Source organism: Streptomyces syringium, assembly GCF_017876625.1.
Taxonomy (GTDB): Bacteria; Actinomycetota; Actinomycetes; order Streptomycetales; family Streptomycetaceae; genus Streptomyces; species Streptomyces syringius.
In genome coordinates, this window is the sequence record NZ_JAGIOH010000001.1 from 826,792 (window position 1) to 848,612 (window position 21,821).

A 21,821-nucleotide genomic window follows, 5' to 3' on the forward strand; every position below is an offset into this window, starting at 1 on the left:
GGTGTGCGTGACGCGCGCCGGTGCGGGCGTTCGGATCACTGCGACCGGCGCGAGCGCCGATTCGGATGTCCCGGTGAACGGTCTGCATGCCGTGGCCGCCGACGCGGACGTCGTCATCACTCCGCTGTTCGGCACCGACCCGGACAGGCTGCTCGCCCAGGCGGAACGGGCGGACGCACCGCCCCTCGACGACGACGCGCGCGAGATCATCGACAGGATGGCGCGTTTCTACCAGGTGTCGGCTCCGGCCGACCGGCTGGAGGAACTGGCCGAGCGGCTGCGCTCCTCGGACGCCGTCGAAGCCGCCTACGTCAAACCCGGCGCGCAGCTCGCGACCCGGGAGAGCACGGCCAAGGCGTCGAAGAAGTCGGGCACCGACAGCGGAGCGGGCACCGGCGAAGCGGGCGCGCCCCTCAACGACATGGTCCCCGCGGCGGCGGACGCCCCGCCCGTCACCCCGGACTTCACCGCCCGCCAGGGCTATCTCGACGCCGCACCGGGCGGGATCGACGCCCGCTACGCCTGGACGCGGCCGGGCGGCCGGGGCGCGGGGGTCCGGGTCATCGACTGCGAGTGGGGCTGGCGCTTCACCCACGAGGACCTGCTGAACAACCAGGGCGGCATCGTCTCCGGCACGGGCAGCACCGACACCGCGTTCGTCAACCACGGCACGGCCGTCCTCGGCGAGATCGGCGGGGACGTCAACACACTCGGCGTCACCGGCATTTCGCCCGACGCGGTGACCAGCGCCTCCGCGTTCTCCATCGCGACCTCCACCGCGATCCGCAACGCGGCCGACCGGCTCGGGCCGGGCGACATCATCCTGCTGGAGATCCACCGGCCGGGTCCCAACGCGACCGGCTCCGGCCAGCAGGGCTTCATCGCCGTCGAGTGGTGGCCGGACGACTTCCTGGCCATCCGCTACGCCGTCAACAGGGGCATCGTCGTGGTCGAGGCCGCGGGCAACGGCGCGGAGAACCTGGACGCCGCCGTCTACGACACCCCGCAGCCCGGCTTCCCCGCCTGGTGGCGCAACCCCTTCCGGCGCACCGCGCTGGACGCCGGCGCAGTGATCGTCGGCGCCGGGGCGCCACCACCGGGAACCCATGGCGCCAACCACGGCCCCGACCGGTCGCGGCTGGACTTCTCCAACCACGGTGCCTGTGTGGACGCCCAGGGCTGGGGGCGGGAGGTGACCACCACCGGCTACGGCGATCTGCAGGGCGGCACCAACCAGGACCTGTGGTACACCGACCGGTTCAGCGGCACCTCCAGTGCCTCGCCGATCGTCGTCGGCGCGCTGGCCTCCACCCAGGGGGTGCTGCGGGCCCACGGCAGGATCCGGCTGTCCCCGGCGCGCGCCAGGGAGCTGTTGCGCGCCACCGGCTCGCCGCAGCAGGACGCGCCCGGCCGTCCGGCCACCCAGCGCATCGGCAACCGTCCCGACCTGCGGCAGCTGATCCCGGCCGCGTTGCAGACGGCCACCTGGGTCGGCGTCCAGTTCCGGGGCACCCTGGCGGGCAACCGGACCGGCCGCTGGTTCACCTACAACTGGCCCGCCCACTGGCACGTGGTGTGGACGGTCCAGCCGACCAGCGTCCGTCCCGGCGCGCCCCAGGTCCGCTGGCGGGTCCGGGTCGAGCGGGCCAGTGACGCGTATGCGACGTACTGGATCGACGTGACCAACCTCGTGGCCGACCCGGTCGACTTCGAGGCCCGGTTCGCGGTCCTCGGATGGTGACGGCCGGACGGTGAGCGCGGGACCGGACACGCCGGACCGGACACGCCGGGATCGGGATCGGGAGATGCGGGATCGGGATCGGGAGAGGGAGCAACGATGCGAGTAGGAACGCAGTTCACCGGAACGCTGGGCCCCGGGCAGACCGGCCGCTGGTTCACCCACAGCTGGCCTCAGGAGTGGCACGTCATCTGGTACTTCATGCCGACGTCGCCCCAGGCCGGGGCCCCGCAGATCGAGTGGGAGACCACGGTGGAGCGGGCGTCCGCCACGGCGGTGACCTACTGGCTGACGGTGAAGAACATCAGCGGCGCGCAGATCAACTTCGAAGGCCGTTACGCGGTCCTCAATTAGTCCTCAGCAACGAGACCTCAGCCCGTCTCACCTAGGGAGCCGTCCATGAAGCTGCACATCACGGTCGCGGACGACGGCGGGCCCCCGGGCACCGCGGCGGTCACCACGCCGGCCACCGGTCCAGGGGCCCCTGATGCAGGGGCCGCCGATGCGGGGGCCGCACCCGGCGCGACGGCCGGGGGGCCGGCCGCGGGCGCCGCGGGTCAGGGCACCGACGGCGGCGCGGCCCCCGGCTGGCTGACCGACCTCGTCCGTCTCGCCGACGCCGGTCGGGTGCCCCGGCCGGACGCCCCCGCGGGCCCCGGCCAGGACGCGGGCAGCCAGGACGCGGGTGCCGCACCTGTCTCCGGCTGACCCGGGGACAGGAACGGAAAGGAAGAAGGGGTGCGGGGCGGTGGCGGAAGAGACGGCTGCCCCGCACCCCTGCCATCCCCGGCCGGGACGCCGGTCCCGGTACCGGAACCGCCGTCCGCCCCGGGCGCGGGTCCCGCGCGCCCAGCTCGCCGTCACCTGTTGGCCGACCAGCGGTAAGCCGCATGTTCCCCGGTCTCTCGCGGCACCGCCTATCCCTTGGCATGTGCCCCCAAACTCGGGCATCCTCGTCGTGGGGACCGGGATCGACGGGCACAGACCGGGTTCGTCACGCCGACCGCCCCCCAGTCAGGCAGCGCCAGGACGCGGCCGCCGCGCGGCACGTGCCGCGGGCGCCCGGTGGGGGGAGCCATGACCGATACACGGGGGAATTCCGACGTCCCACGCCAGCTGACCGCCGGGGAGCGGCCCGCGCCCGCGCACCGGCCGGCGCAGCGGACGCCGGGCCGGGTCACGGTCGCCCTCCTCGGCGGGTTCCGGCTCAGCCTCGACGGCCGTGACGTGGAACTGCCGGGCGGGGCGCAGCGGTTGGTCGCGGCCCTCGCGCTGAGCGGCCGGATGAGCCGCAGCCGACTGGCCGGGACGCTCTGGCCGGAGACCGAGGAGCACCGCGCCCTGGCCCGGCTGCGGACCGGTATCTGGCGGGTCAACCAGGCGGCCCCGGAGCTGGTGGTCACCACTGCCGGTGAGATCGCGTTGCACACGCGCGCCGAGGTGGACGTCCGTGAGGTGGTCGACCGTTCGCTGCGGGTGCTGCACGGCGGAGAGGTGGATGCGACGGCGTGGTCCCCGGGTGAGGACGCCGGGGATCTGCTGCCGGACTGGGAGGACGAATGGCTCGGCGACGCCCGCGAGCGGCTGCGCCAGATGCGCCTGCACGTCATGGAGACCGTGGCCGAGCGGCTGTGCGAGAGCGGCTCCTACGGCCTGGCCATCGAGGTCGCGCTGACGGTGCTGCGCGCCGACATGCTGCGGGAGAGCGCGCACCGGGTGCTGGTGCGCGTCCACCTCGCCGAGGGCAACGTCGGCGAGGCCTGGCGGGCGTACGAGACGTGTGTGCACGTCCTCGACCGTGAGCTGGGCGTACGCCCCACCCGGGCGACCAGCGATCTGCTCGCGGGCCGCCCACCGGGGGTACGACGCCGGGGGCTGAGCCATCCGCACTGAGCACCCCGGCGCGCGGCGGTTCAGGCGCGGCTGAGGGCCGCGGCGCCGAAGGACACGTCGAAGCGGTCGCACCAGATGCTCACGCTGGTGTACCGGTCGAGGTCGAGCCCGGCGGGCAGGACGTAGTTCTGGTCGCCCTTGTTGCCCTTGAGCTTGCCGAGGCTGACGTGCGCCCCGTCGTCGAAGACCCGCCACCCGGCCGTGCCCTTCTTCACGGGCGCGTCGGCGACCAGGACCCGCAGATCGGGTCCGTTGCTGGTGTCGAGGTTCTCCAGCCGCAGCACGCGGCTCCCGTCGGCCAGGCGCAGGATCCGCACCTTTCCGCTGGTCGCGTGCTCGTGGCTGATCAGCTCCCCGGAGGCGAGGGTCCGCGCGGCCGCGCCTGCGGCCGCCGATTCCGTAGCGGCGGGCAGCGCCTCCCGCACGGTCTCGTCGACCCACAGCTTCCACGGCTGAAACCAGAAAGCCCCCGCCCCGACCGCCACCAACCCGGCGACCAGCACCCCGATCACAACCCGCTTGCTCATGACGCGCCGTATGCGTCCCATGTCCGTCTCCTCACGCCCGCTGTGCCTTCACCCATTCAACGGGGCGCGGGGGCGTGGGCCTCCTGGTTTTCGATGACGAAAGTCTTACGGCGGCATCACGAGGGGCGTCGGACGGAGGCGAGGCGCCGGGAGCGCACGCCGATGCCCCGTCCGCTGCTCCGGAGCGTGCCGGCCCGAGGCACGCCGGGTCTCACCGAGGGGGTTTGCAGATCCCATGTGGACTCCGCGACTCGCCAGCTCACGAGTCACCCGTAGCCCGCTGCCCCTGCTCAACGCAGCACGCACGGTCTCGAGCGCGTCTTCCCTGGCGAACACCGGGACGATCGCTCTCACAGGAGGCTCACCCCGCCACCAGTGGATCAACCGAGCGGTTACCGGAGAGGGGCGAGAGCCAGAGGACCAAGCGCCGAACAGTAGGGCCAGTCAGATCTGGAGCGGAGGGCAACCAATCGATACGATCCACCGCACCGGAGTGCGATCCACCGCCTTCAGAAGGGAGTCACCATGGCAACCATGCTGCGCCAACAGGAAGTTGACGTACACGTCGACTTCTATGGATTCGGACTGCAAGACACCGACGACTCGGCCGTGCCCGATTCATACCCCGACGGGCGAGAACCTGATGGGCCGTTCCTCTCCGCCTACGAAGGGCGGATCGACATCGAGAGCGCCGGTCACACTCACACCGCCGCCTTGACCGTCGAAGTTTGGGACGCCAACCCACCCCAGGACAAAAGGTTGGCGTGGGAGGTGCAGGACGAGACCGAACTCCAGTCGCCCTCCGGCGAACTGGAGATTCGGGCGGCTGCAGGAGCACAAGAGGGCTACGTGGAACTGGGCAGCCCCAATCGCCTGTGGAGAGTTCGCCTGTTCTGCGCGGGGCGTGAGGAAGTAGCCGACCTGGCCCAGCACGGAGTCCCGAACGGCGTAGAACGCTACCTGGCGCAGTTCTGGCCAGCGACCAAGAGCGGGGAGGAGAGTTCTAGCACCCCTCCCCGCTGAGTGGCTACTTGACCGAGACCAGGAAACCGTCGTCCGAGCCGTCGATCAGACGATTCCTCTTGTAGAAGACCGACAATATCGTGCCGCCAGCCCCATTGTCCGCCCTCGTCAGGGGCCGAGCCGAAAAGTTGTTTGCAGGGGTCGATGGTTCATACTTCTTCCGAGCGGATCCCTCATAGGTCGAGGCGAACGGGAACTCATCACACTCCCGCTTACGGTTGGGATTCTGGGGATCCTGCGGGTAGTTCTTTCCCCAATTCTCCTCGCATACCTTGATGGCCGCATTCCGGTTGGCGTCGCGTCGTTTCGTATCGTGGAACAGACGGTGCAGTGGCTTCTTCAGGTCCCGCCCGGGGATGTCCCGGTGCGCGTTCTTCGGCCGGATATCGGGAGTGTTGTTGTAGGCGTCTCGTATGTGCTCGGCCACTTCCTTCTCCGGAGCCCCCTGCTTCGAGCTGTACGGCAACGTAACAATGTTGCTGAATACTGCCCCGCCCCTCTTGGTCACGTACTTGGCGGTGTCCCACCGCGGCGCGAGAAAGAAGAGCTTGCCGCCCATGTCTCCGGTCATGCCCCAGCCGGCCGGGGGCATGATTTTGATAGCGGGCTCGTACACCGCAAATACAAGGTCATCCCGCGTCGTCCCCTGGCCGGCGGCGACAGTCACCGAGTGCATGAATGTCGCAGGCTTTTGCCGAGCCAGGGCATCGAAGCTCTGCGCTCCGGGAATGCTGCCGCCCTGGGTCGCCTTCGCGGATGCCGGCCACTTCTGCGGGACGGTCATGCGAGGGGTGATCATCAGGCCGCCGGTCGCCGTCTTGCCGGTCTTGGCGAAGTTCGAGAAGTAGACCTGAGCCTTCATCTCCCGGCTACCCTTGGCGATGGTGCCGATCACGCGGACGTCGAAGGCACTCTCCCCGACAGGCTTCTTGTTCTGTCGCCAGAACTGGATGAACGATGCACCCGTACACACAGCGAACCGGGACTTGATGAACAGTTTGTTCTTCGTACCGAGCCCGGCCTTGCACTCGTCGAACGACATGGTGTGCGGAGGCTCCGGGTACGTGGCAGCGGCTGCAGCGAGCTCGGGGTCGTCAGAAACGTCATCCGCCGGATCAGACTCGGCCTCCGCGGTGACATCACCGGCGGGCGTGCCCACGTCTGCGCCGGTATCGGCCTCCGTGGTGGACGGCTCTGCGGTGCGCGGCTCGTAGGAAGCCGCAGGGCCGATCGTCTCGGCGGCGGCCCGGGTGTCACCTTCAGCCGACGCCCGGATCCGACTCCGAAAGGAGTCGAAGGCGGCGTCCGACTGCAGTTCTTCCAGAGGCGGAACGGGGGTCCCGGCTGGCAGCATGTAGGTTTCGACACTCAGCTCATCTGCCGGGCTGTCAGTCGCCGAGGCGGGCGACGCGAGCGGGAGAAGAACGGCAACGGTTGCGAATAGCGCCAGTCCTCGTAAGCGTCGTCGGGAGCGTGCAGATATGCGCGGTCTCACGTGTTTCCCCCATGGGATACCCCGGCGCACGCGCGCCGGTGATCTCAGCAAACCCACAAGGCATGAGTCCCGGGCACGGAACTCGAACGCATGACCGATTAATGGTGTTGATTGGCCGACATCCCGCACCCGCTCGTGGCGCACCAAGCGGGAGCGTTATGGCGGGCATCCCGCGGGACGGCAGACTCGGCCAGGCGTCCGGAGACCACACCGGTGCCACGCGACCGGCCCGGGGGATCTCTATGCCTGCGCCTTCGCCTTGGTCAGGCGAGGCAAGGTGTTTTGTCGGTGCCCGCGAGCCTGCTCCCATGCACCGCCCGCCGGGCTGGGACAGCCGGGCACCCTCATCCTCGGCCGACGGCGAGCGGGCACCCCTCCTTCGAAGTGCACTACCACGGCCCAGGGCCGCGCATCAGCCGAACTCATCGGTCGCGTGGCTGCGTTCAGGCCCCGGCCATCCGGTTCACGGCGGTGACGACCGGGGCCGTCCCGTCCTCCGCGCGGATACGGATACCCAGGGCACGGGCCCGTTACCGGTAGGGCGGGTCGGTGGTGATGCGCAGCAGGGCGGCGGTCAGGGCGTCCGCGGCGAGGCGGCGCAGCGGTACCCCTCGGAGCGCGACGCCCAGGGCGGTGAGGCGGGCGGCCCAAAAGCCTGTTCGAGCTGGAGGGGGAGCGGCACGGCCGTGCACCATGATCTATGGATGCAAGATTTTGTGAATTCAGGATTCCATCTACTTTAGTTGGCGTGCTGACTCTCGCTGCTGGCATCGAGGTGCTGGCGCGGTTCGGCCGCGCCCTCGCCGACCCGATCCGCTGCCGGATCCTCCTCGCCCTGCGCAAGGCCCCGGCCCACCACCGCCGACCTCGCCGACACCCTGGACATCTCCCGGACTCGCCTGTCGAACCACCTGGCGTGCCTGCGCGACTGCGGCCTGGTCGTCGCGGTACCGGTGGGCCGGCGCACCCGCTACGAGCTCGCCGACGAACGCCTCGGGCACGCGCTGGACGACCTGCGCACCGCCGTCGTGGCGGTCGAGGCCGACAAGACCTGTGTCGACGCGGACGAGGAGGGCTGCTGCTGAGATGACCGCCGAGATATCCATCGGCATAGGCCCGACCCCGGCCCGCCGTGACGCGCTCGCCAAGCGGATACGGCTGCTGGTCGCGGCCACCATCACCTACAACGTCATCGAGGCGGGCGTCGCCGTCACCGCCGGGACGATCGCCTCCTCCACCGCGCTGATCGGCTTCGGCCTGGACTCGGTCATCGAAGTCTCCTCCGCCGCCGCGGTCGCCTGGCAGTTCTCCGCCCGCGACCACACCGTGCGCGAGGCGCGGGAGAAGCGTACGCTTCGGCTCATCGCGGTGTCGTTCTTCGTGCTCGCCGCGTACGTCACCGTCGACGCCGTCCGCGCGCTGACCGGCACCGGCGAAGCCGAACGCTCCATCCCCGGCATCGTCATCGCCGCCCTCTCCCTCGCGGTCATGCCGTTCCTGTCCGCCGCCCAGCGCAAGGCCGGCCGCGAACTCGGCTCCGCCAGCGCGGTCGCCGACTCCAAACAGACCCTGCTCTGCACGTACCTCTCCGCCGTCCTCCTGCTCGGCCTGGTCCTCAACGCCACCCTCGGCTGGTCCTGGGCCGACCCGATCGCCGCCCTGGTCATCGCCGCCATCGCGGTCAAGGAAGGCCGCGACGCCTGGCAGGGCAAGGGCTGCTGCGCCCCCGCCGCCGCGGTCCCGACCGCCGCCGTCGAGACGAACGCGTGCGGTTGCCGTCCCGGCTGCGACTGCTGTGGCTGAACCGACACCTGCACACCCAGAGGACCCGGCTGTCACATGGCCGGGGTCCTCTGCTGTCCAAGATCGCGGCTTAGCGCTCGTGGCTGTTCCGTTGTTCCCCGAGGCCGATGACGGATCCCGTCGGGCAGGGATATCAGGCCGGAGTGGTGAGCGCGCTGCGTACGACGGCATGGTGGACGTCCAGGATCGCTGCCCTGGGCCGGTGCTGGATCACGGCCGACATACAGGGGTGTGTCCTGCCGCTGGCAGCCTGGTGGATCGGATCATTCGAGAGCTACTACACCTGAGCTTGTTCCATGACCGGCGACCCGCCACCCACTTCGACGTGGGCAGAACCCTCAAACGGCCCGAAGCCACCATCGATACGTAACGCCTCAGACCTTAAGAATCAAACTCAGCAGCAGTCCGTTGTCCGGAGGGTCGGCCAGACGGACGACCCGATCGAATTCGGCATCGAAGCCGAGTACCGGATGCCCGTGATCGCCCTCCGGATCCATCAGCACCCACTTGCCCAGCCGCCGTCCGATCGCTCGCAGGAAACCACAGAACATGTCCAGCTGCTCCTGACCTTGCAACTCTCGCAGGTCGACATCGAAGTCGATCTCATCCACCGCAAGGAAACGGAAAATCACCAGCACGTCGGCTGTCGGCCAGACCCGCAGCAGCCCGCCCCGGCGCAGCTGGATTCCCACCGCTCAGCGGTGGTGGCGTCACATCTGAGGCTTTCCCTTCTAGGTGACGTGCCAGTGGGGCCCGGGTGCAGACCTCGGCCCCTTTCACTGGCCCACCCTCCCGTCAACGCGTTCGCGCAACAGGTCGGCGTGCCCGCAATGACGGGCGTACTCGTCGATCCTGTGCACCATCAGCTCCCGGATCGCGACCCCGTCCTTCCCCACACGCGCGCTCAGGTCCGGGTGCTCGGCCAGCGCGGCGTCGGTCGCGGCCTGCTCGCGTTCCAGATCGGCGTACGCGGCATCGACCACGGCCTGCTCGGCGACAGCCGCGTCGAAGTCCGCGTCGCGCTCGCCGTACAGCTTCGGCAGCGGGTCGCCGTCACTGATCCAGTTGCGCCAGTCGCGTTCCACCTCGGCGAGGTGCCGCACCAGGCCGAGCAGCGACATCGTCGACGGCGGCACCGACCGACGGGCCAGTTGTTCCGCGTCCAGGCCCGCGCACTTCATCCGCAAGGTCAGGCGGTAGTTCGTCAGGAAGTCCTGCAGTGTCGCAAGCTCACCGTCCGGGCTGGGACCTTCGCAGTTGCGGGGGTCGTCGTCCGGATCGGCCCACATGTCGGGGTGGACGGTTGCCTGGCTCCATCGCGCGGGTTGGTCACTCATGCGTTCCATGGTCGTCCGTGACGGCCCCGGCTCGCTACTGAGTTCTCGGGTCGAGGTGACATCACGCCGACGTCAGGCAGAGACGCCGGTCTCGGCAGCGGCCCGGTCGATCCCGGCCGGCCTCGTATCGGGCCTCAGCGCCGGGCCAGCGCCAGCACGCTCAGGCCGAACATCAGGACTCCCAGGGGGAGATGGACCGACGGGACGTGCGCGATGCCCAGCAGGACCTGGACCGAGGCGAGTACGAGGAAGCCGGACGCGTGCCGGACAGGCCGGGGCGAGCCGCCGCCCGGCTTCCATGCCAGCACCGCCGCGAGCACGTACAGCATCGACGCCCCGTACATCACACGGGCTCCGACGCTGTGCAGCGTATCCCCGTAGGGCGAGGTCAGCAGCAGCCCGGCGGAGACCGCCTGAAGGAAGATGGTCAGCGTCTGCAGAGCGATGGTGATCCGACGACGCGGGCCTGCGAAAGGTAAGGCGAGGGGGCGAGAGCTCCGCTCGGCGCGGGCCTGCCGTGAACGCTATATCGGTGCGTGACTGCCCGAGCCGCTGCCCCACCGCACCGAGTGGGACCTCGCGGGCGGCGCCGACCCCACCGGCCTCGCGGACCCCGCCGACCGGATCGTCCTGGATGAGTCGGTGGCCATGGCCTTCCTCGTCGTCCTGGAGTCGATGACACCCGCCGAGCGGATGGCGTTCGTCCTGCACGACGTCTTCCGGTACCCGTTCGCCGAGATCGCCGAGGTTCTCGACCGGACCCCTGGGGCCTGCAAGCAGCTGGCGTCCTCCGCCCGGCGGCGGACGGACGTCACGCGCCCTCCGGTGACGGCGACCGGCCGGGCCGACGTGGTGAGGCACGTCAAAGAAGCATGGGAGACCAAGGACATCGCAGCCCTTGTCGGCCTCCTCGACCCTGCCGCCGTGATGACCGCCGACGGCGGCGGCATGGTGAGACGGTCACCCGGAGCTGGGCGGTCCGCAACCCGGAGAAGCTGCGGCTGTGGGCGCGGGGGCGTTCGTCCGGGGTCAGGGGCCACCCCTCCGAACAACTGGGCGAGGGATCATTTCTGCGCCCCCTAACGGGGACCATTGCGGGTTGATGCGGATCTCCTGGGCATGCAGGAGTCCAGCACCGTCACGACACGTGGGGGACCATGATGAAACGCATCCGCATCGCCGCGTTGACATGCCTCGTGGCCATCGCAGCCGGGGCAGGCATCAGCGCCGCGCAAGGCAGCGACACAGGCCGGCCCACCGCAAGGCACGGCGCAGCGCCGATGGCCGAACACCTGCAGCGCTCCAGCGTAGCCGTGAACGTTCCACCAGGGCTGGAAGGATCGGCCAGTGTGACGTGCCCTCAAGGCACTGTGATCACTGGAGGAGGCGTCAGCACAAGCGGTGGGGAGACACATGTGACCTCTTCACACCCTTCCGGTGCCACCTGGTTCGCGAGCGCCAGGAACACGAGCACGGTCAATCAGAGCGTGACCGCCTACGTTGTCTGCACCGCCCCCTAGCCGAGCGCCGGGCGTTGGCTGGGAAGCCGCCCAGGAACGGGGGCGACGCGGCCCCGGCCACGGCGCGCGGTGACCGCGGCCTCGCCGTTCCCTTGGAACCGTAGGCACCGAAGTCCCACCCGCACGCAAGAACCGTTGGTACGGCAGGCCCCCGCAGGGATACGGGGGACAGCCGGAGGGTTCGGGGACGGGTGTGTCACTAGCGTCTGGACGCATGACATCCCAACGGCACAGCGAGAGAAAAACCTCCTTACGAAGCCGCAAGCGAGGGCGCGGCGCCGCGGCGTTCGCCGTGGCAGCGGTTGTTCTGGCACTTTCCGCCCCCTCCGCCGGCGCGGCGGGCCCGCCCACCTCGTCCGCCGGGTGCGAGGCCGTGCGCGGCGCGGTCGTCGACTCCCTGGGCGTCCTCACACAGCGCCACGGCTTGACGGGCGCCGCCGTCGACATGGCCGACGGGCGCTGCGGGACGTGGGGGGCCGCCCGGGGCACGGCCGACCTGGGTACCGGGCGGCCGATGAACGCCACGGACCGGTTGCGGATCGGCAGCGTCAGCAAGACCTTCACCGCCACGGTCGTCGTGCAGCTCGCGGCGGAGGGCCGGATCGGGTTGGACACGCCGGTCGAGCGCTATCTGCCGGGGCTGATCCGGGGCAACGGCCACGACGGTCACAGGATCACCGTGCGGCAACTGCTCCAGCACACCAGCGGAATTCCCGACTACGTCGAGGCCTTCGTCGACCGGCCCGTGAACGAGTGGCGCTACCGGCATTTCGAGCCCCGCGAACTGATCGCGACGGCGCTCGAGTTGCCGCGCCCGGACACGAAATGGCACTACTCCACGACCAACACCCTGATCGCCGGGCTCGTCGTCGAGAAGGTCACCGGGCGTGGCGTCGAGGCAGAGGTGACCCGCCGGATCATCAAGCCGCTCGGCCTGCGTGACACCTACTGGCCGGGCGACGACACCCGCATCCGGGGTCCGCACTCGCGCAGCTACTTCACGGACGCCGACGCACCGGAGGGCACCCGCCCGCCCCGGGTCGACGGCACCGAGTGGAACATGACCTTCGGTGGCGCGGGCGGCGCGCTGGTCTCCGCCCCCTCCGACGTCAACCGGTTCTTCGGCGCGCTGCTCGGCGGCAAGCTGCTGCCCGCACGGTGGCTCGCCGAGATGAAGCGCACCGTCCCCGCCGACCCGGACCGGCTCTGGCCCGGCGCCCGGTACGGGCTGGGGCTGATCGCCACTCCCCTGGAGTGCGGCGGCCGGTGGTGGGGGCACGGCGGGACGGTGCCCGGCGGGCACCGGGCGCTGGGCGCGGTCGGGCCCGGAGGCCGGAGCGTCTCCCTCGCCCTCAACGAGGTGCCCGGCACCGACCGGGCGGAAGAGGACTTCCTTGCCGTGGTGAGCACCGCCTTCTGCGCCGACCGTGCCAAGGAGATGCCGTGACCATACTCAGCTCCGTCACCGCCCGCCGTGCCTCGGCCGTGGGCCTCGCCCTCGTCGCCTGTCTCACCGCGACCCCTGCGGCCTTCGCGACCCCCGCGGCCTTCGCCGCCGAGCCGACGCCCGGGGCCGGTCTCGACCGCTACTACCAGCAGCGTCTCGACTGGGGCAGCTGCGTCCTGGGCCCCGACGACACCACGGGCCGCGACTTGGAAAAGGCCGGGGCCCAGTGCGCGAACGTGACCGTGCCGCTCGACTACGCCGATCCCCGGGGCCGTACGATCACCGTCGCGATGTCCCGGCTCAGGGCCACCGACACGCGCCGTCGCGTGGGCCCGCTGCTGATCAACTTCGGCGGCCCCGGCGGGACCGCCCTCGGCGAGCCCCCGGCCACCCGCAAGGCCATGAAGGAGGTCGGCGCACGCTACGACATCATCGGCATGGACCCGCGCTTCGTCGGCCGCAGCACCCCGCTCGACTGTCACTGGCCCGTGGGCCACTCCGTCTTCTCGGCCGGCCTCGGCCGGGCCGGCTTCGACCGGCAGGTCGCCCTCCACAAGGACCTGGCCGCGAAGTGCCGTGCCACGAACGCCTCGGTGCTGCCGCACGTCACCACACGCAACACCGCCCGCGACATGGACGTCATCCGGGGCGCGCTCGGTGAGCGGAAGCTCTCCTACCTGGGCTATTCGTACGGCAGCTATCTGGGCACCGTCTACACCCAGATGTTCCCCGGCCGCCACGACCGGGTGGTCCTCGACGGGGCGCCCGACCCGCGCCGCTACACCCCCCGGCTGATGCGGGGCGTCGAGCGGGAGAACGAGCAGGCGCTCGCCGGCTGGGCGGACTGGGCGGCGAAGAGGCATGCCACCTACGGCCTCGGCCGCACCCGCGATCACGTGCTCGCCACCGTCGGCCGCGTCGTCGAGGCGTCCGCGCGCGGACTGACCCTCGGCACCGGCCCCGACGTCTTCCGGGTCGACGACACCCAGGTGCCGACCCTGATCTTCGGTGGGATCTCGGAAGACACGGATTCCGCGCGGGCGGCGGTCGCTGAGCATCTGTCCGTGATGGTCAGGGCCGCTCAGGGTCAACCGACCCGGCTCGCGACGGAGTTCAAGGAGTATCTGAAAGCGGTGCTGACCGGCGAGGAATCACCCACCGGCAGTGTGCAGACGGCCATCCTGTGCGGGGACGTCGCCGCCCCGCGCGACCCCGAGCGCTACTGGCGCGACATCGAGCGCAGCCGTGCCGCGCACCCACTGTTCGGCCCGCTGACCAACAACATCGGCCCGTGCGCCTTCTGGGACCGTCCGCGCGAGGAGCCCACTCAGGTGGGGCAGGACGCCCCGGCACTGATCGTGTCCGCCACCGGCGACCCGCGCACCCCCCACACGGGCGCCGTGGCCCTGCGTGGCCTGCTGCCCGGCTCCCGGCTGATCACCCTGAAGGGCGCCAACCAGCACGGGGTCTATGGCTACTACGGCAGCACCTGCGTGGACGAGCAGGTCAACGCCTACCTGGCCACGGGCGAACTCCCGGCGGACGACAGGACGTGCGTCAAGCAGACCGGCTGACATCGCGGCCTCTCGTCACGGCCGGCTGCCGCCGGCCTCCGACGGCACCCGGGTGACCTGGCCCGGCGGCAGTCCGGAGCAGTCATCACGCTGCGCGCCCGCTCCGTGACCGTCAGCACACGCCCGGATGCCCGACATGCACGCTTCGTACGTAAGTGCGAGCCTGGTAGCAGCTCATCATCCGAGATCCGCTGCAGGAGGCACGATCGTGGGCAAGAAGCAGACGCGTCAGAACCGCGGCGCCCGCACGGGCGGCCACGGCTACGGCGCCACCACGGACACCACCAAGAAGCAGGAAAAGACATCGGCGGCCCAGGAGACGGGACGCCCGACTCCGGAGCAGGTCGCACACAAGCAGCCGCGGAAGTTCGGTCACAACTGATCCTGCGGGTCGCGCACGGTCCGCCGGCGACGACGCGGCCGCTTCCCCTCAGCCCGCGCCGTCCGCGTCCTTCGAGAGAGGGACCTGGCCGGTGTTGGCGACGTGCCGCGCCGCGACCCAGGCAGCCTGGTCCCTCAGCAGGTACCAGATGCTGTTGCCGTCGATGTCCTGGGCGTGGACCTTGCTCCGCAGGCCGACCTGGGCGTCCTTGTTCAGCGTGCCGAGGACGGCGGAATCGGTGCTGGGATATCTGCGCAGATTGATCCCGATGGAGCTGACGACGGTGCCGAAAGGCTGCTGCGGCGCCATTTCTTCCTCCAGGTGAGAGCCGTGCCGCGATCACCTCGCCCGGGGCTCGGACGAGGTGATCGCAGACTAGATCGCCCGGCCGCGGAAGAGCCGGAGGCTGGCGGCGGGCGCCCGAACGGCTAGGCCGTTAGCGGCACCGTTAGCGGCACCGCGCCCGCGACCGGCGCGGCTCGAACGCGCTCAGCGGTCCTCGACCGTCAGGTGGTACGTGGTGTCCACCCAGAAGCCACCGGTGGTGCTCGCGTTGATCTCCAGTACGTAGTGGCCCGGGACCAGGGGAGCGAGGCCCGCCCACAGGCCCCAGGCGACCCGGCGCCGGCCCCCGGCCCGGAACGGGCGGGAGGTGAACTCCTCGAGCGGCAGCGCGGAGCCGTTGAGATGGGCCGTCGCCTCGGCCACCCCCATCACCATGGGCTTTCTCGAGTGCCACGGGACGGGGTGCTGGGTGTTGAAGACGGGGAAGAAGACCGGCCGGTTCGCGGGTATCGCGCAGCGCCGCTCCACCCGGCCGCCATAGGTACCGGCGAGGAACCAGAGGTCGTCGGGCTGCTGCCAGTCGGCGAACTCCCCGGTCTTGTCCCTCACCGGATCGTGGTCGTCCGGCGCCGAGAGGGCCCACTGCCACCAGCGTGCCGCCAGGGCGCCGCCCTCCTTCGCGCTCAGCTTCCAGGAGCTGCCTGCCGACACTGCCTCGCCCATGTCCTCCGCCTCTTTCCGAGCAAGCCCCTCACCAGGGCTTTTCAGTGAATGAGCGGACCTTACACGGCACTCCCCCGCTGCCCGCACCCCACTCGGTCGGCGCCTCCCCGCCCCCAGGGGACCGAGGTTCAGCGGCCGACCCCTCGGTGTCACGGCAGGGTGAGGATCCGGGGGCCGTCCTCGGTGATGGCGACCGTGTGCTCGATGTGCGCGGCCCGCGTGCCGTCGGTCGTGCGGAGCGTCCAGCCGTCCGGGGCCGTGCGGTAGTCGTTGCGGCCGCCGGCCATGAGCATCGGTTCGATGGCCAGGACGAGGCCGTGGCGGAGTGGATAACCGCGGCGCGGGCGACCGTGGTTGGGGACGGAGGGGTCCTCGTGCATCCGGCGTCCGATGCCGTGGCCGCCGAAGTCGGCGGGCATGCCGCAGCGGGCCGCGCGGGCGACCGTGCTGATGGCGTGGGAGATGTCCCCGATGCGGTTGCCGACGACGGCTGCCTTGATGCCGGCGTCGAGGGCTCGGCGCGTGGCGTCGATCAGGGCCACATCGGCGGGGGCGGGGGTGCCGACGGTGAAGCTGACGGCCGCGTCGCCGGTCCAGCCGTCGAGTTCCGCTCCGCAGTCGATGCTGACGAGGTCGCCGTCGCGCAGCCGGTAGTCGCCGGGTATGCCGTGCACGACGGCGTCGTTGACGGAGGCGCAGATCACCGCGGGGAACGGGGTGGGCGCGAAGGACGGTTGATAGCCGAGGAACGGGGAGCGCGCCCCGGCCTCGGCGAGCACGGCGCGGGCGGCCTCGTCCAGCTCCCGCAGTCCCACCCCCACGGCCGCCGCGCCCTGCGCCGCGGCGAGCGCGTGGGCCACGACGCGTCCCGCCTCGCGCATGGCCTCCAGCGCCGCATCCGTCTTGATCTCCACCATGCTCCGACTCCCCACCTTCGCCCGGCGGCGCCGGGCATGCCCGACGCCGCCGCCAACCAATTCTTATACCGGTATTAGTATCACGGTCATGGTGAGAACCCCTCTGACCCCCTGGGAGCGGCAGCGCGGCGAGCGGCTGGGCGCTCTGCTGCGCCGGGCCCGCGGTGAGCGCAGCATGGTCGCGGTGGCGGCGGCCGCCGGACTGTCCGCCGAGACCTTGCGCAAGATCGAGACCGGCCGGGCGCCGACTCCCGCCTTCTTCACCGTGGCGGCCCTGGCGGGCACCTTGGGCCTGTCCCTGGACGAACTGGCCGATGTCTGCGGGGAAGTCGCGGAGGAAGGAGACGAGCCGATGTCCGCCTGACGAGGCTCCCGACCCCCGAACCCGACCCAGCCCCGGCCCAGGCCCAGGCCCCATAAGGCGAAGCACCCGACGTCCCGATTGCTAGCATCGGCGGTTATGGAGCTTCGCCAGCTGGAGTACTTCGTCAAGGTCGTGGAGGAAGCGAGCTTCACGAAGGCCGCCGCCGCACTGCACGTCGCCCAGCCCGGCATCAGCGCCCAGATCCGCAAGCTCGAACGGGAGCTCGGCCAGGAGCTGTTGGACCGCTCGGGGCGGACCGTGCGGCCCACCGAGGCCGGTGAGGCGGTCCTGCCGTACGCGCGGGCCGCGCTCGGCGCGGTCAGCGGCGCCCGGCAGGCCGTCGAGGAACTCACCGGGCTGCTGCGCGGGCAGGTCACCATCGGTACGGTCACCTCGCTCGGGCCGTCCATCGACCTGCCCGCGCTGCTGGCCGGTTTCCATCACGACCATCCGGCCGTGGAGATCGGCCTGACCGCGGACACCTCCGACCGGCTGCTGGAGGCGGTGGCGGGCGGGCGGATCGACCTGGCGGTCGTCGGGCTGGCGGGCGAGCCCCCGCCCGGGGTGGGCGTCCAGATCGTCGTGGACGAGGCGCTCGTCGTGGCCGTGAGCCACGACGATCCGCTGGCGGCCCGGACCACCCTCGCGCTCGGCGCCCTCGCCGACCGGCCGATCATGAGCCTGCCGCGCGGCACAGGTCTGCGCGCCTCGGTGGAGAACGCCTGCGCCGCGGCGGGATTCCGGCCGCACGTCGCCTTCGAGGCCGGTGACCCCAACGTGCTCGCCCAGCTCGCGGCGCGCGGTCTGGGCGTGGCCGTCGTGCCCGAGTCCGTCGCCCGTGCCCACGCGGCCCAGCTGCACACGGTCGGCTTCCGCCCGGCGCTGCGCGGGGTTCTCGCGCTGGCCTGGCGGACCGAGGGGCCGGTCGGCCCCGCCGCCCGCGCCGTCGTCCGGCATGCCCGGGCCCACCTGCCCGAGCCCGCCACCGACCGCTGAGACGCCCCGGACGGGACGGAAGGGGACGGGACGCGTCAGCGGCCGGCCCCCTCCCCCGGCTCCCGGCCGTCCGTCTCTCCCTCGAAGCCGTCCTCGGCATCGGCCGGGAAATCATCGTCGCGGCCCGGAAGCGGTGGCAGCCGCAGATCTCCGGGCACCGGGCCGTCGTCCACCGCGCGGGCGTAGCGGTGACTGCGCACGTTCAGATGCAGCCGCCGGGCCTGTTTGCTCAAGCGCCGCCGCTCGCGCCGGGCCTCCTCGCCCTCCCCCGCACCGTTCTCGTCGTCCTCGTCGGCGAGGTCCTCGAAGCGCCGGCGCGCCTCCCAGAAGGCGCGCTCCTGGGCCGCCACCTGCTCTCCAGGGGATCCGGGGGGCTCCGGCTCCCACGGCCCGATCGTTTCGTCGTCGTCCCGCTCTGCCGCCATGTCGTCCATCATGGGCCAAATCCCTCCTTGTGCACGTGTATTGACCAGCTTTCAGGTACAGACCTAGGGTGCTCTGTGGTAGGGGCCCATGACGTCATCTTCGTCGTCTTCGTCATCATCCGGCCGGCCCGGCCGGCCTCTTCACCTCGCCTGCACCCGCCGCTCCCGCCCCGCTCCTGCACGTCGCGCCGCTCGCGGTCTCCGCGGCGGCGGCCTCGAAGCCCGGACCGGCACAGCGGCCCCACGGGGCCGGTCGGTCCGTTGTTGTCCGACACGTCGAGCGCTGGAGGTAGGAAATATGAACGAGTCACTCAACTCCCCCGATAACAAAGTAGACGACGGCATCGGCCAGGAAGAGCTGCTCGGCTTCGAGGAGATCGAGAACCCCGAGGCCGACGTGGTCAGCATGGGCGACGCCAGCTACACCAAGATGCTCGGCCGGATCTGGTCCTGATCACTCGGGGCACGGCGCGGCGGCGTGCTCCGCATGCCGCCGCGCCCGTATGAGAAGGGGCGCGATGGTGCTGCGCAGCGAACTTCCCGTGCTCGACGAATGCGGACATGTGTATGTCGCCGGCGGCGGCCCGGCGGGCGAGTGCCTCCGGCTGAACGCCTCGGCCTCGCGGCTGTGGCGGGGCGCGGTCGGCTCCCTGGACGAGGCCGCGGTGGCCGGATTACCCGAGCCGTCCCGGCGGTTCCTGGAGAATCTGCTGGCCCGGGGCGTGCTCGGCTGGCGGGACCGATGACGGCGACCGGTGCGCAGCCGTCGGGAATCGCTCTGGTGAACCCCTCCGTGGGGTATTCGGACCGCCGGAAGTCCAAGCCGATCGGCCTGGCCTACATCGGCGCCTATCTCCGGCACAACGGCTTCGAGGCGTCCGGGTTCGACTTCGGGGACAGCCCCGAGGCCCCCGTGGACCTCTCCGCCCGCCATGGCCTCGACCGGTTCGCCATGGTCGGGTTCTCCGTCTACAACGAGTCGCTGGACGCCACGCTGGAGCACGCCGCGTGGATCAAGCGGCGCAATCCCGCGGCGCGCATCGTGCTCGGCGGGCCGCATGCGACAGCCGTGCACAGCGAGATCATGCGGGACTGCCCCGACGTCGACGTCGTGGTCCGCCGCGAGGGCGAGAAGCCCATGCTCGATCTGGCCCGCCGCGGCGAGGACTCCTGGCTCGACATCCCCGGCACCACCGTGCGGCTGCCGTCCGGGGAGATCCGCGTCAACATCGACTCCCCCTTCCTCGACGACCTCGACGCCCTGCCGTTTCCCGACTTCCCGTTCGTCTCCGACTCCGGATACCCGCCGCTGACCTACTTCGACTCCGCGCGGGGCACGTTGCTGCCCGCGCTCGCGGTCAATTCCAGCCGCAGCTGTCCGTACAACTGTTCCTTCTGCGGTGTGCTGACCATCGGGCGCAAGTACCGGATGCGGTCGGGCGAGTCGGTGGTCGCGGAGATGGCCCACTTCCGGGCCGCCGACGGGCTGGACTACAAGCACGTCTATTTCAGCGACGCGAACTTCTACGTCTATCCCAAGCGGGCGTTGCTGATCGTGCAGGCCCTGCACGCCTACGACCCCGAGATCACCTTCAGCTTCGGTACCCGCGTCAATCAGCTGATCAAGCATCAGAGCTTCATCCCGGACCTCAAGGAGTGCGGGCTGCGCTTCGTCGAGCTGGGCATCGAGAGCGCCTCGCCGCAGGTGCTCAAACGGCTCGCCAAGGGCGTGGAGCCCGCGGACAACCTGGGCGCGGTCAGGCTTCTGGAACGGCACGGGCTCGGGGTGTCCCTGGACTTCATCATGATCGACCCGGAGACCACGATCGAGGACCTGCGCGCCAATCAGGCGTTCCTGCGCGCGGGCGGCTTCTACGACTACGTACCGCACGAGCATCTGTACACCCACCTCGTGCTGTACGCGGGCACCCCCATCCGGGGCTACTACGAGGAGCGCCGGGGCACGGCCTTCGGGATGTCGGAGCTGCCGCCCATCGAGACGCTGATCGAGGACGCGGCCACGGCCCGGGCGCACGCGGCCCTCGTGTGGTTCCGCGCCGCCTACCAGCCCGCCGTCGATCTCGTGCTCGCCGAGGCGGAAGCGCTGCTGCAGTCCCGGGCGCGCCATCGCGAGCGGCACCCGGTGACACCGGACGAACTCGCCCTGCAGCTCGACGTCGTGGCCGCGCGCCACGCCCCCAACCTCTTCTTCGACAACGTCCTCGACGACTGCGAACGCCGGGGCGGCGGCCGTGCGCCCGACGCCTCCGGCACCCCCGGCACGCCCGAGGAGTTCGCCGCGCTGCTGCCCCGGCCGGGCACCGGTTCGCCCGGCCTGGACGGTCTGCTGCTGCGCGCGGCGGCCCGTATCGACGCCCTCGCCTCCCGTGGGACGGGTGGGGCCGATGTCACGAGCCGCACCCGGGCGTTGCTGCGCACCGCACCCCCTGTCGCCACCGTGAACGGAGTAGCCGCCGATGGCTCCTGAAACCCTTGTCGCCGGTGTGAACCAGCCCCTGCCCGCCCGTACCGGCCGGCCGGTGCTGGGGCTGAGTACGGACTCCATGACCGAGCGGGACCTGGCGGCGGAGGCGGTGCGCCGCACCCGGCCGCCGGTGACGGCCTTCAGTGCCGCGGCCTTGTGCGGCCAGGACGACCTGGTCGACGAGCTGGGCACGTTCGCCAAGGCCAACGGCCTGTCCATCTATCTGCACGCCCTGGACCTCGACCTGGCCGGCATCGACCCGGTGGACCCCGGCATGGTCCGCCAGATCGCCGACTACGCGCGGGCGCTGGGCTCCCCGTGGATCACCACCGACTTTGCGATGTGGGTGCTGCGCGGGGAGAAACTGATCGAGAACATGCTCCCGGTGCCGCTCACCCGGGAGGCCGTCGACTGGGTGGCGGACCGGACGAAGCGGATCCAGGACATCGCCCAGCTGCCGATCGTCGGCGAGAACCCGCCCTACCCGGTGCTGGCCGGGGACCTGGACATCCTCACCCTGATGGCCGGCATCGCCGAGCGGGCCGACTGCGGTCTGTGCATGGACATCGGGCACCTGTACATCCTGCGGCAGCAGCGCGGGGAGCCGGTCGAGCGTCCCGAGGACGCCGACTTCCCCTGGGAGCGGGTGGTGGAGGCGCACATCTCCGGCATCACCTGCCGGGACTTCACCGCCTACCAGCTCGTACAGGACCAGCACCGGTGGCCCGTGGACGACCCGGTGTGGCGCACCACGGAGCTGCTGATGCCGAGGATGACGCAACTCCAGGCCCTGATCGGGGAGTCGGAGGGCATGGGGATCGACGACCTGGTGGTCAAGCTGGAGCGGATGGACGACTGCCTGGAGGCGGTGTCGTGGTGACGACCGG

The 21,821-nt window shown here is 70.8% G+C and carries 24 protein-coding genes and 3 pseudogenes; 17 read left to right on the plus strand and 10 right to left on the minus strand.

Annotated elements, in window-relative coordinates:
• Window positions 1-73 precede the first annotated feature (73 nt).
• The 4 genes from JO379_RS03765 to JO379_RS03780 all read left to right on the plus strand — a co-directional run bounded on the left by JO379_RS03765 (window position 74) and on the right by JO379_RS03780 (window position 3,631).
• Entirely contained in the window at window positions 74-1,741 is a 1,668-nt protein-coding gene (locus JO379_RS03765; RefSeq protein ID WP_307841890.1) for a S8 family peptidase, read from the plus strand.
• Between the two features lie 96 nt (window positions 1,742-1,837).
• Window positions 1,838-2,092 (plus strand): hypothetical protein, encoded by a 255-nt coding sequence (locus JO379_RS03770; protein WP_130880849.1) that lies wholly within the window; start codon window positions 1,838-1,840, stop codon window positions 2,090-2,092.
• Between the two features lie 45 nt (window positions 2,093-2,137).
• The gene (locus JO379_RS03775) at window positions 2,138-2,446 is read left to right on the plus strand and encodes a hypothetical protein (protein ID WP_130880848.1); all 309 of its coding nucleotides are present in this window, start codon (window positions 2,138-2,140) and stop codon (window positions 2,444-2,446) included.
• A 369-nt stretch (window positions 2,447-2,815) separates the two neighbouring features.
• Window positions 2,816-3,631: an AfsR/SARP family transcriptional regulator gene (locus JO379_RS03780; RefSeq protein WP_209513878.1), complete on the plus strand. Its 816-nt coding sequence runs from the start codon at window positions 2,816-2,818 to the stop codon at window positions 3,629-3,631.
• 20 nt (window positions 3,632-3,651) lie between these two features.
• Here the strand turns inward: JO379_RS03780 and JO379_RS03785 are convergent, their stop codons facing one another.
• Window positions 3,652-4,179 (minus strand): DM13 domain-containing protein, encoded by a 528-nt coding sequence (locus JO379_RS03785; RefSeq protein WP_209513880.1) that lies wholly within the window; start codon window positions 4,177-4,179, stop codon window positions 3,652-3,654.
• Between the two features lie 504 nt (window positions 4,180-4,683).
• On the opposite strand from JO379_RS03785, the gene JO379_RS03790 reads away from it, so the two are divergent.
• On the plus strand, window positions 4,684-5,181 hold the full coding sequence (locus JO379_RS03790) for a hypothetical protein (protein ID WP_209513882.1): 498 nt from the start codon (window positions 4,684-4,686) through the stop codon (window positions 5,179-5,181).
• A 4-nt stretch (window positions 5,182-5,185) separates the two neighbouring features.
• Here JO379_RS03790 and JO379_RS03795 read toward each other — a convergent pair whose 3' ends face one another.
• Together JO379_RS03795 and JO379_RS33855 are read right to left on the minus strand one after the other, a co-directional pair.
• Window positions 5,186-6,676, minus strand: coding sequence for a NucA/NucB deoxyribonuclease domain-containing protein (locus JO379_RS03795; RefSeq protein WP_130880844.1), 1,491 nt, complete (start codon window positions 6,674-6,676; stop codon window positions 5,186-5,188).
• A 530-nt stretch (window positions 6,677-7,206) separates the two neighbouring features.
• Window positions 7,207-7,371, minus strand: coding sequence for a hypothetical protein (locus JO379_RS33855; protein WP_209513884.1), 165 nt, complete (start codon window positions 7,369-7,371; stop codon window positions 7,207-7,209).
• A 53-nt stretch (window positions 7,372-7,424) separates the two neighbouring features.
• Between JO379_RS33855 and JO379_RS03805 the strand changes: the two are divergent.
• Window positions 7,425-7,761, plus strand: a pseudogene (locus JO379_RS03805) (ArsR/SmtB family transcription factor).
• 1 nt (window position 7,762) lies between these two features.
• Window positions 7,763-8,479: a cation efflux transmembrane domain-containing protein gene (locus tag JO379_RS03810; protein ID WP_130880842.1), complete on the plus strand. Its 717-nt coding sequence runs from the start codon at window positions 7,763-7,765 to the stop codon at window positions 8,477-8,479.
• 374 nt (window positions 8,480-8,853) lie between these two features.
• Here JO379_RS03810 and JO379_RS03815 read toward each other — a convergent pair.
• The 3 genes and pseudogenes from JO379_RS03815 to JO379_RS03825 form a co-directional block, all read right to left on the minus strand.
• Window positions 8,854-9,141, minus strand: a pseudogene (locus JO379_RS03815) (hypothetical protein); the annotation flags it as partial.
• Window positions 9,142-9,255: 114 nt separating this feature from the next.
• Entirely contained in the window at window positions 9,256-9,825 is a 570-nt protein-coding gene (locus tag JO379_RS03820) for a DinB family protein (RefSeq protein WP_209513885.1), read from the minus strand.
• Between the two features lie 125 nt (window positions 9,826-9,950).
• The gene (locus JO379_RS03825; RefSeq protein WP_130880840.1) at window positions 9,951-10,268 is read right to left on the minus strand and encodes a hypothetical protein; all 318 of its coding nucleotides are present in this window, start codon (window positions 10,266-10,268) and stop codon (window positions 9,951-9,953) included.
• Between the two features lie 43 nt (window positions 10,269-10,311).
• Between JO379_RS03825 and JO379_RS03830 the strand changes: the two are divergent.
• From JO379_RS03830 to JO379_RS03845, 4 genes and pseudogenes are all read left to right on the plus strand, one after another.
• Window positions 10,312-10,770: pseudogene (locus JO379_RS03830) on the plus strand (sigma factor-like helix-turn-helix DNA-binding protein); the annotation flags it as partial.
• Between the two features lie 858 nt (window positions 10,771-11,628).
• The gene (locus tag JO379_RS03835) at window positions 11,629-12,783 is read left to right on the plus strand and encodes a serine hydrolase domain-containing protein (RefSeq protein WP_307841891.1); all 1,155 of its coding nucleotides are present in this window, start codon (window positions 11,629-11,631) and stop codon (window positions 12,781-12,783) included.
• A complete protein-coding gene (locus JO379_RS03840; RefSeq protein ID WP_209513890.1) occupies window positions 12,780-14,357 on the plus strand; it encodes an alpha/beta hydrolase in 1,578 nt (525 codons plus the stop codon). The genes JO379_RS03835 and JO379_RS03840 overlap by 4 nt, the downstream gene beginning before the upstream one ends.
• Window positions 14,358-14,565: 208 nt before the next feature.
• Window positions 14,566-14,739 (plus strand): hypothetical protein, encoded by a 174-nt coding sequence (locus tag JO379_RS03845; RefSeq protein ID WP_165451649.1) that lies wholly within the window; start codon window positions 14,566-14,568, stop codon window positions 14,737-14,739.
• 48 nt (window positions 14,740-14,787) lie between these two features.
• Here JO379_RS03845 and JO379_RS03850 read toward each other — a convergent pair whose 3' ends face one another.
• The 3 genes from JO379_RS03850 to map all read right to left on the minus strand — a co-directional run bounded on the left by JO379_RS03850 (window position 14,788) and on the right by map (window position 16,664).
• Window positions 14,788-15,048: an SH3 domain-containing protein gene (locus JO379_RS03850; protein WP_130880838.1), complete on the minus strand. Its 261-nt coding sequence runs from the start codon at window positions 15,046-15,048 to the stop codon at window positions 14,788-14,790.
• Between the two features lie 180 nt (window positions 15,049-15,228).
• Window positions 15,229-15,747, minus strand: coding sequence for a hypothetical protein (locus tag JO379_RS03855; RefSeq protein ID WP_130880837.1), 519 nt, complete (start codon window positions 15,745-15,747; stop codon window positions 15,229-15,231).
• Between the two features lie 149 nt (window positions 15,748-15,896).
• On the minus strand, window positions 15,897-16,664 hold the full coding sequence (map, locus tag JO379_RS03860) for a type I methionyl aminopeptidase (RefSeq protein WP_130880836.1): 768 nt from the start codon (window positions 16,662-16,664) through the stop codon (window positions 15,897-15,899).
• An 88-nt stretch (window positions 16,665-16,752) separates the two neighbouring features.
• Here map and JO379_RS03865 point away from each other — a divergent pair, with 88 nt between their 5' ends.
• Together JO379_RS03865 and JO379_RS03870 are read left to right on the plus strand one after the other, a co-directional pair.
• Complete coding sequence (locus tag JO379_RS03865; protein WP_130880835.1) at window positions 16,753-17,028, plus strand: helix-turn-helix domain-containing protein; 276 nt, start codon at window positions 16,753-16,755, stop codon at window positions 17,026-17,028.
• A gap of 96 nt (window positions 17,029-17,124) precedes the next feature.
• A complete protein-coding gene (locus tag JO379_RS03870) occupies window positions 17,125-18,024 on the plus strand; it encodes a LysR family transcriptional regulator (protein ID WP_130880834.1) in 900 nt (299 codons plus the stop codon).
• A 35-nt stretch (window positions 18,025-18,059) separates the two neighbouring features.
• Here the strand turns inward: JO379_RS03870 and JO379_RS03875 are convergent, their stop codons facing one another.
• On the minus strand, window positions 18,060-18,461 hold the full coding sequence (locus JO379_RS03875) for a hypothetical protein (protein WP_209513893.1): 402 nt from the start codon (window positions 18,459-18,461) through the stop codon (window positions 18,060-18,062).
• Between the two features lie 286 nt (window positions 18,462-18,747).
• Between JO379_RS03875 and JO379_RS03880 the strand changes: the two genes are divergently transcribed.
• The 4 genes from JO379_RS03880 to JO379_RS03895 all read left to right on the plus strand — a co-directional run bounded on the left by JO379_RS03880 (window position 18,748) and on the right by JO379_RS03895 (window position 21,814).
• Complete coding sequence (locus JO379_RS03880) at window positions 18,748-18,903, plus strand: hypothetical protein (RefSeq protein ID WP_165451648.1); 156 nt, start codon at window positions 18,748-18,750, stop codon at window positions 18,901-18,903.
• A 64-nt stretch (window positions 18,904-18,967) separates the two neighbouring features.
• Window positions 18,968-19,195 (plus strand): hypothetical protein, encoded by a 228-nt coding sequence (locus JO379_RS03885; protein ID WP_209513895.1) that lies wholly within the window; start codon window positions 18,968-18,970, stop codon window positions 19,193-19,195.
• 35 nt (window positions 19,196-19,230) lie between these two features.
• Window positions 19,231-20,937 (plus strand): B12-binding domain-containing radical SAM protein, encoded by a 1,707-nt coding sequence (locus tag JO379_RS03890; RefSeq protein WP_209513897.1) that lies wholly within the window; start codon window positions 19,231-19,233, stop codon window positions 20,935-20,937.
• Window positions 20,927-21,814: a multinuclear nonheme iron-dependent oxidase gene (locus JO379_RS03895; RefSeq protein WP_130880831.1), complete on the plus strand. Its 888-nt coding sequence runs from the start codon at window positions 20,927-20,929 to the stop codon at window positions 21,812-21,814. Before JO379_RS03890 ends, JO379_RS03895 begins: the two co-directional genes overlap by 11 nt.
• Window positions 21,815-21,821 lie beyond the last annotated feature (7 nt).

What these genes read in the sequence shown, in the direction of transcription:
- JO379_RS03770 (WP_130880849.1), top strand. Translation starts at nt 1,838, where the DNA reads ATGCGAGTAGGAACGCAGTTCACCGGAACGCTGGGCCCCGGGCAGACC.
- JO379_RS03775 (WP_130880848.1), top strand. Translation starts at nt 2,138, where the DNA reads ATGAAGCTGCACATCACGGTCGCGGACGACGGCGGGCCCCCGGGCACC.
- JO379_RS03780 (WP_209513878.1), top strand. Translation starts at nt 2,816, where the DNA reads ATGACCGATACACGGGGGAATTCCGACGTCCCACGCCAGCTGACCGCC.
- JO379_RS03785 (WP_209513880.1), bottom strand. Translation starts at nt 4,179, where the DNA reads ATGGGACGCATACGGCGCGTCATGAGCAAGCGGGTTGTGATCGGGGTG.
- JO379_RS03790 (WP_209513882.1), top strand. Translation starts at nt 4,684, where the DNA reads ATGGCAACCATGCTGCGCCAACAGGAAGTTGACGTACACGTCGACTTC.
- JO379_RS33855 (WP_209513884.1), bottom strand. Translation starts at nt 7,371, where the DNA reads ATGGTGCACGGCCGTGCCGCTCCCCCTCCAGCTCGAACAGGCTTTTGG.
- JO379_RS03810 (WP_130880842.1), top strand. Translation starts at nt 7,763, where the DNA reads ATGACCGCCGAGATATCCATCGGCATAGGCCCGACCCCGGCCCGCCGT.
- JO379_RS03820 (WP_209513885.1), bottom strand. Translation starts at nt 9,825, where the DNA reads ATGGAACGCATGAGTGACCAACCCGCGCGATGGAGCCAGGCAACCGTC.
- JO379_RS03850 (WP_130880838.1), bottom strand. Translation starts at nt 15,048, where the DNA reads ATGGCGCCGCAGCAGCCTTTCGGCACCGTCGTCAGCTCCATCGGGATC.
- JO379_RS03855 (WP_130880837.1), bottom strand. Translation starts at nt 15,747, where the DNA reads ATGGGCGAGGCAGTGTCGGCAGGCAGCTCCTGGAAGCTGAGCGCGAAG.
- map (WP_130880836.1), bottom strand. Translation starts at nt 16,664, where the DNA reads ATGGTGGAGATCAAGACGGATGCGGCGCTGGAGGCCATGCGCGAGGCG.
- JO379_RS03865 (WP_130880835.1), top strand. Translation starts at nt 16,753, where the DNA reads ATGGTGAGAACCCCTCTGACCCCCTGGGAGCGGCAGCGCGGCGAGCGG.
- JO379_RS03870 (WP_130880834.1), top strand. Translation starts at nt 17,125, where the DNA reads ATGGAGCTTCGCCAGCTGGAGTACTTCGTCAAGGTCGTGGAGGAAGCG.
- JO379_RS03875 (WP_209513893.1), bottom strand. Translation starts at nt 18,461, where the DNA reads ATGATGGACGACATGGCGGCAGAGCGGGACGACGACGAAACGATCGGG.
- JO379_RS03880 (WP_165451648.1), top strand. Translation starts at nt 18,748, where the DNA reads ATGAACGAGTCACTCAACTCCCCCGATAACAAAGTAGACGACGGCATC.
- JO379_RS03885 (WP_209513895.1), top strand. Translation starts at nt 18,968, where the DNA reads ATGGTGCTGCGCAGCGAACTTCCCGTGCTCGACGAATGCGGACATGTG.
- JO379_RS03895 (WP_130880831.1), top strand. Translation starts at nt 20,927, where the DNA reads ATGGCTCCTGAAACCCTTGTCGCCGGTGTGAACCAGCCCCTGCCCGCC.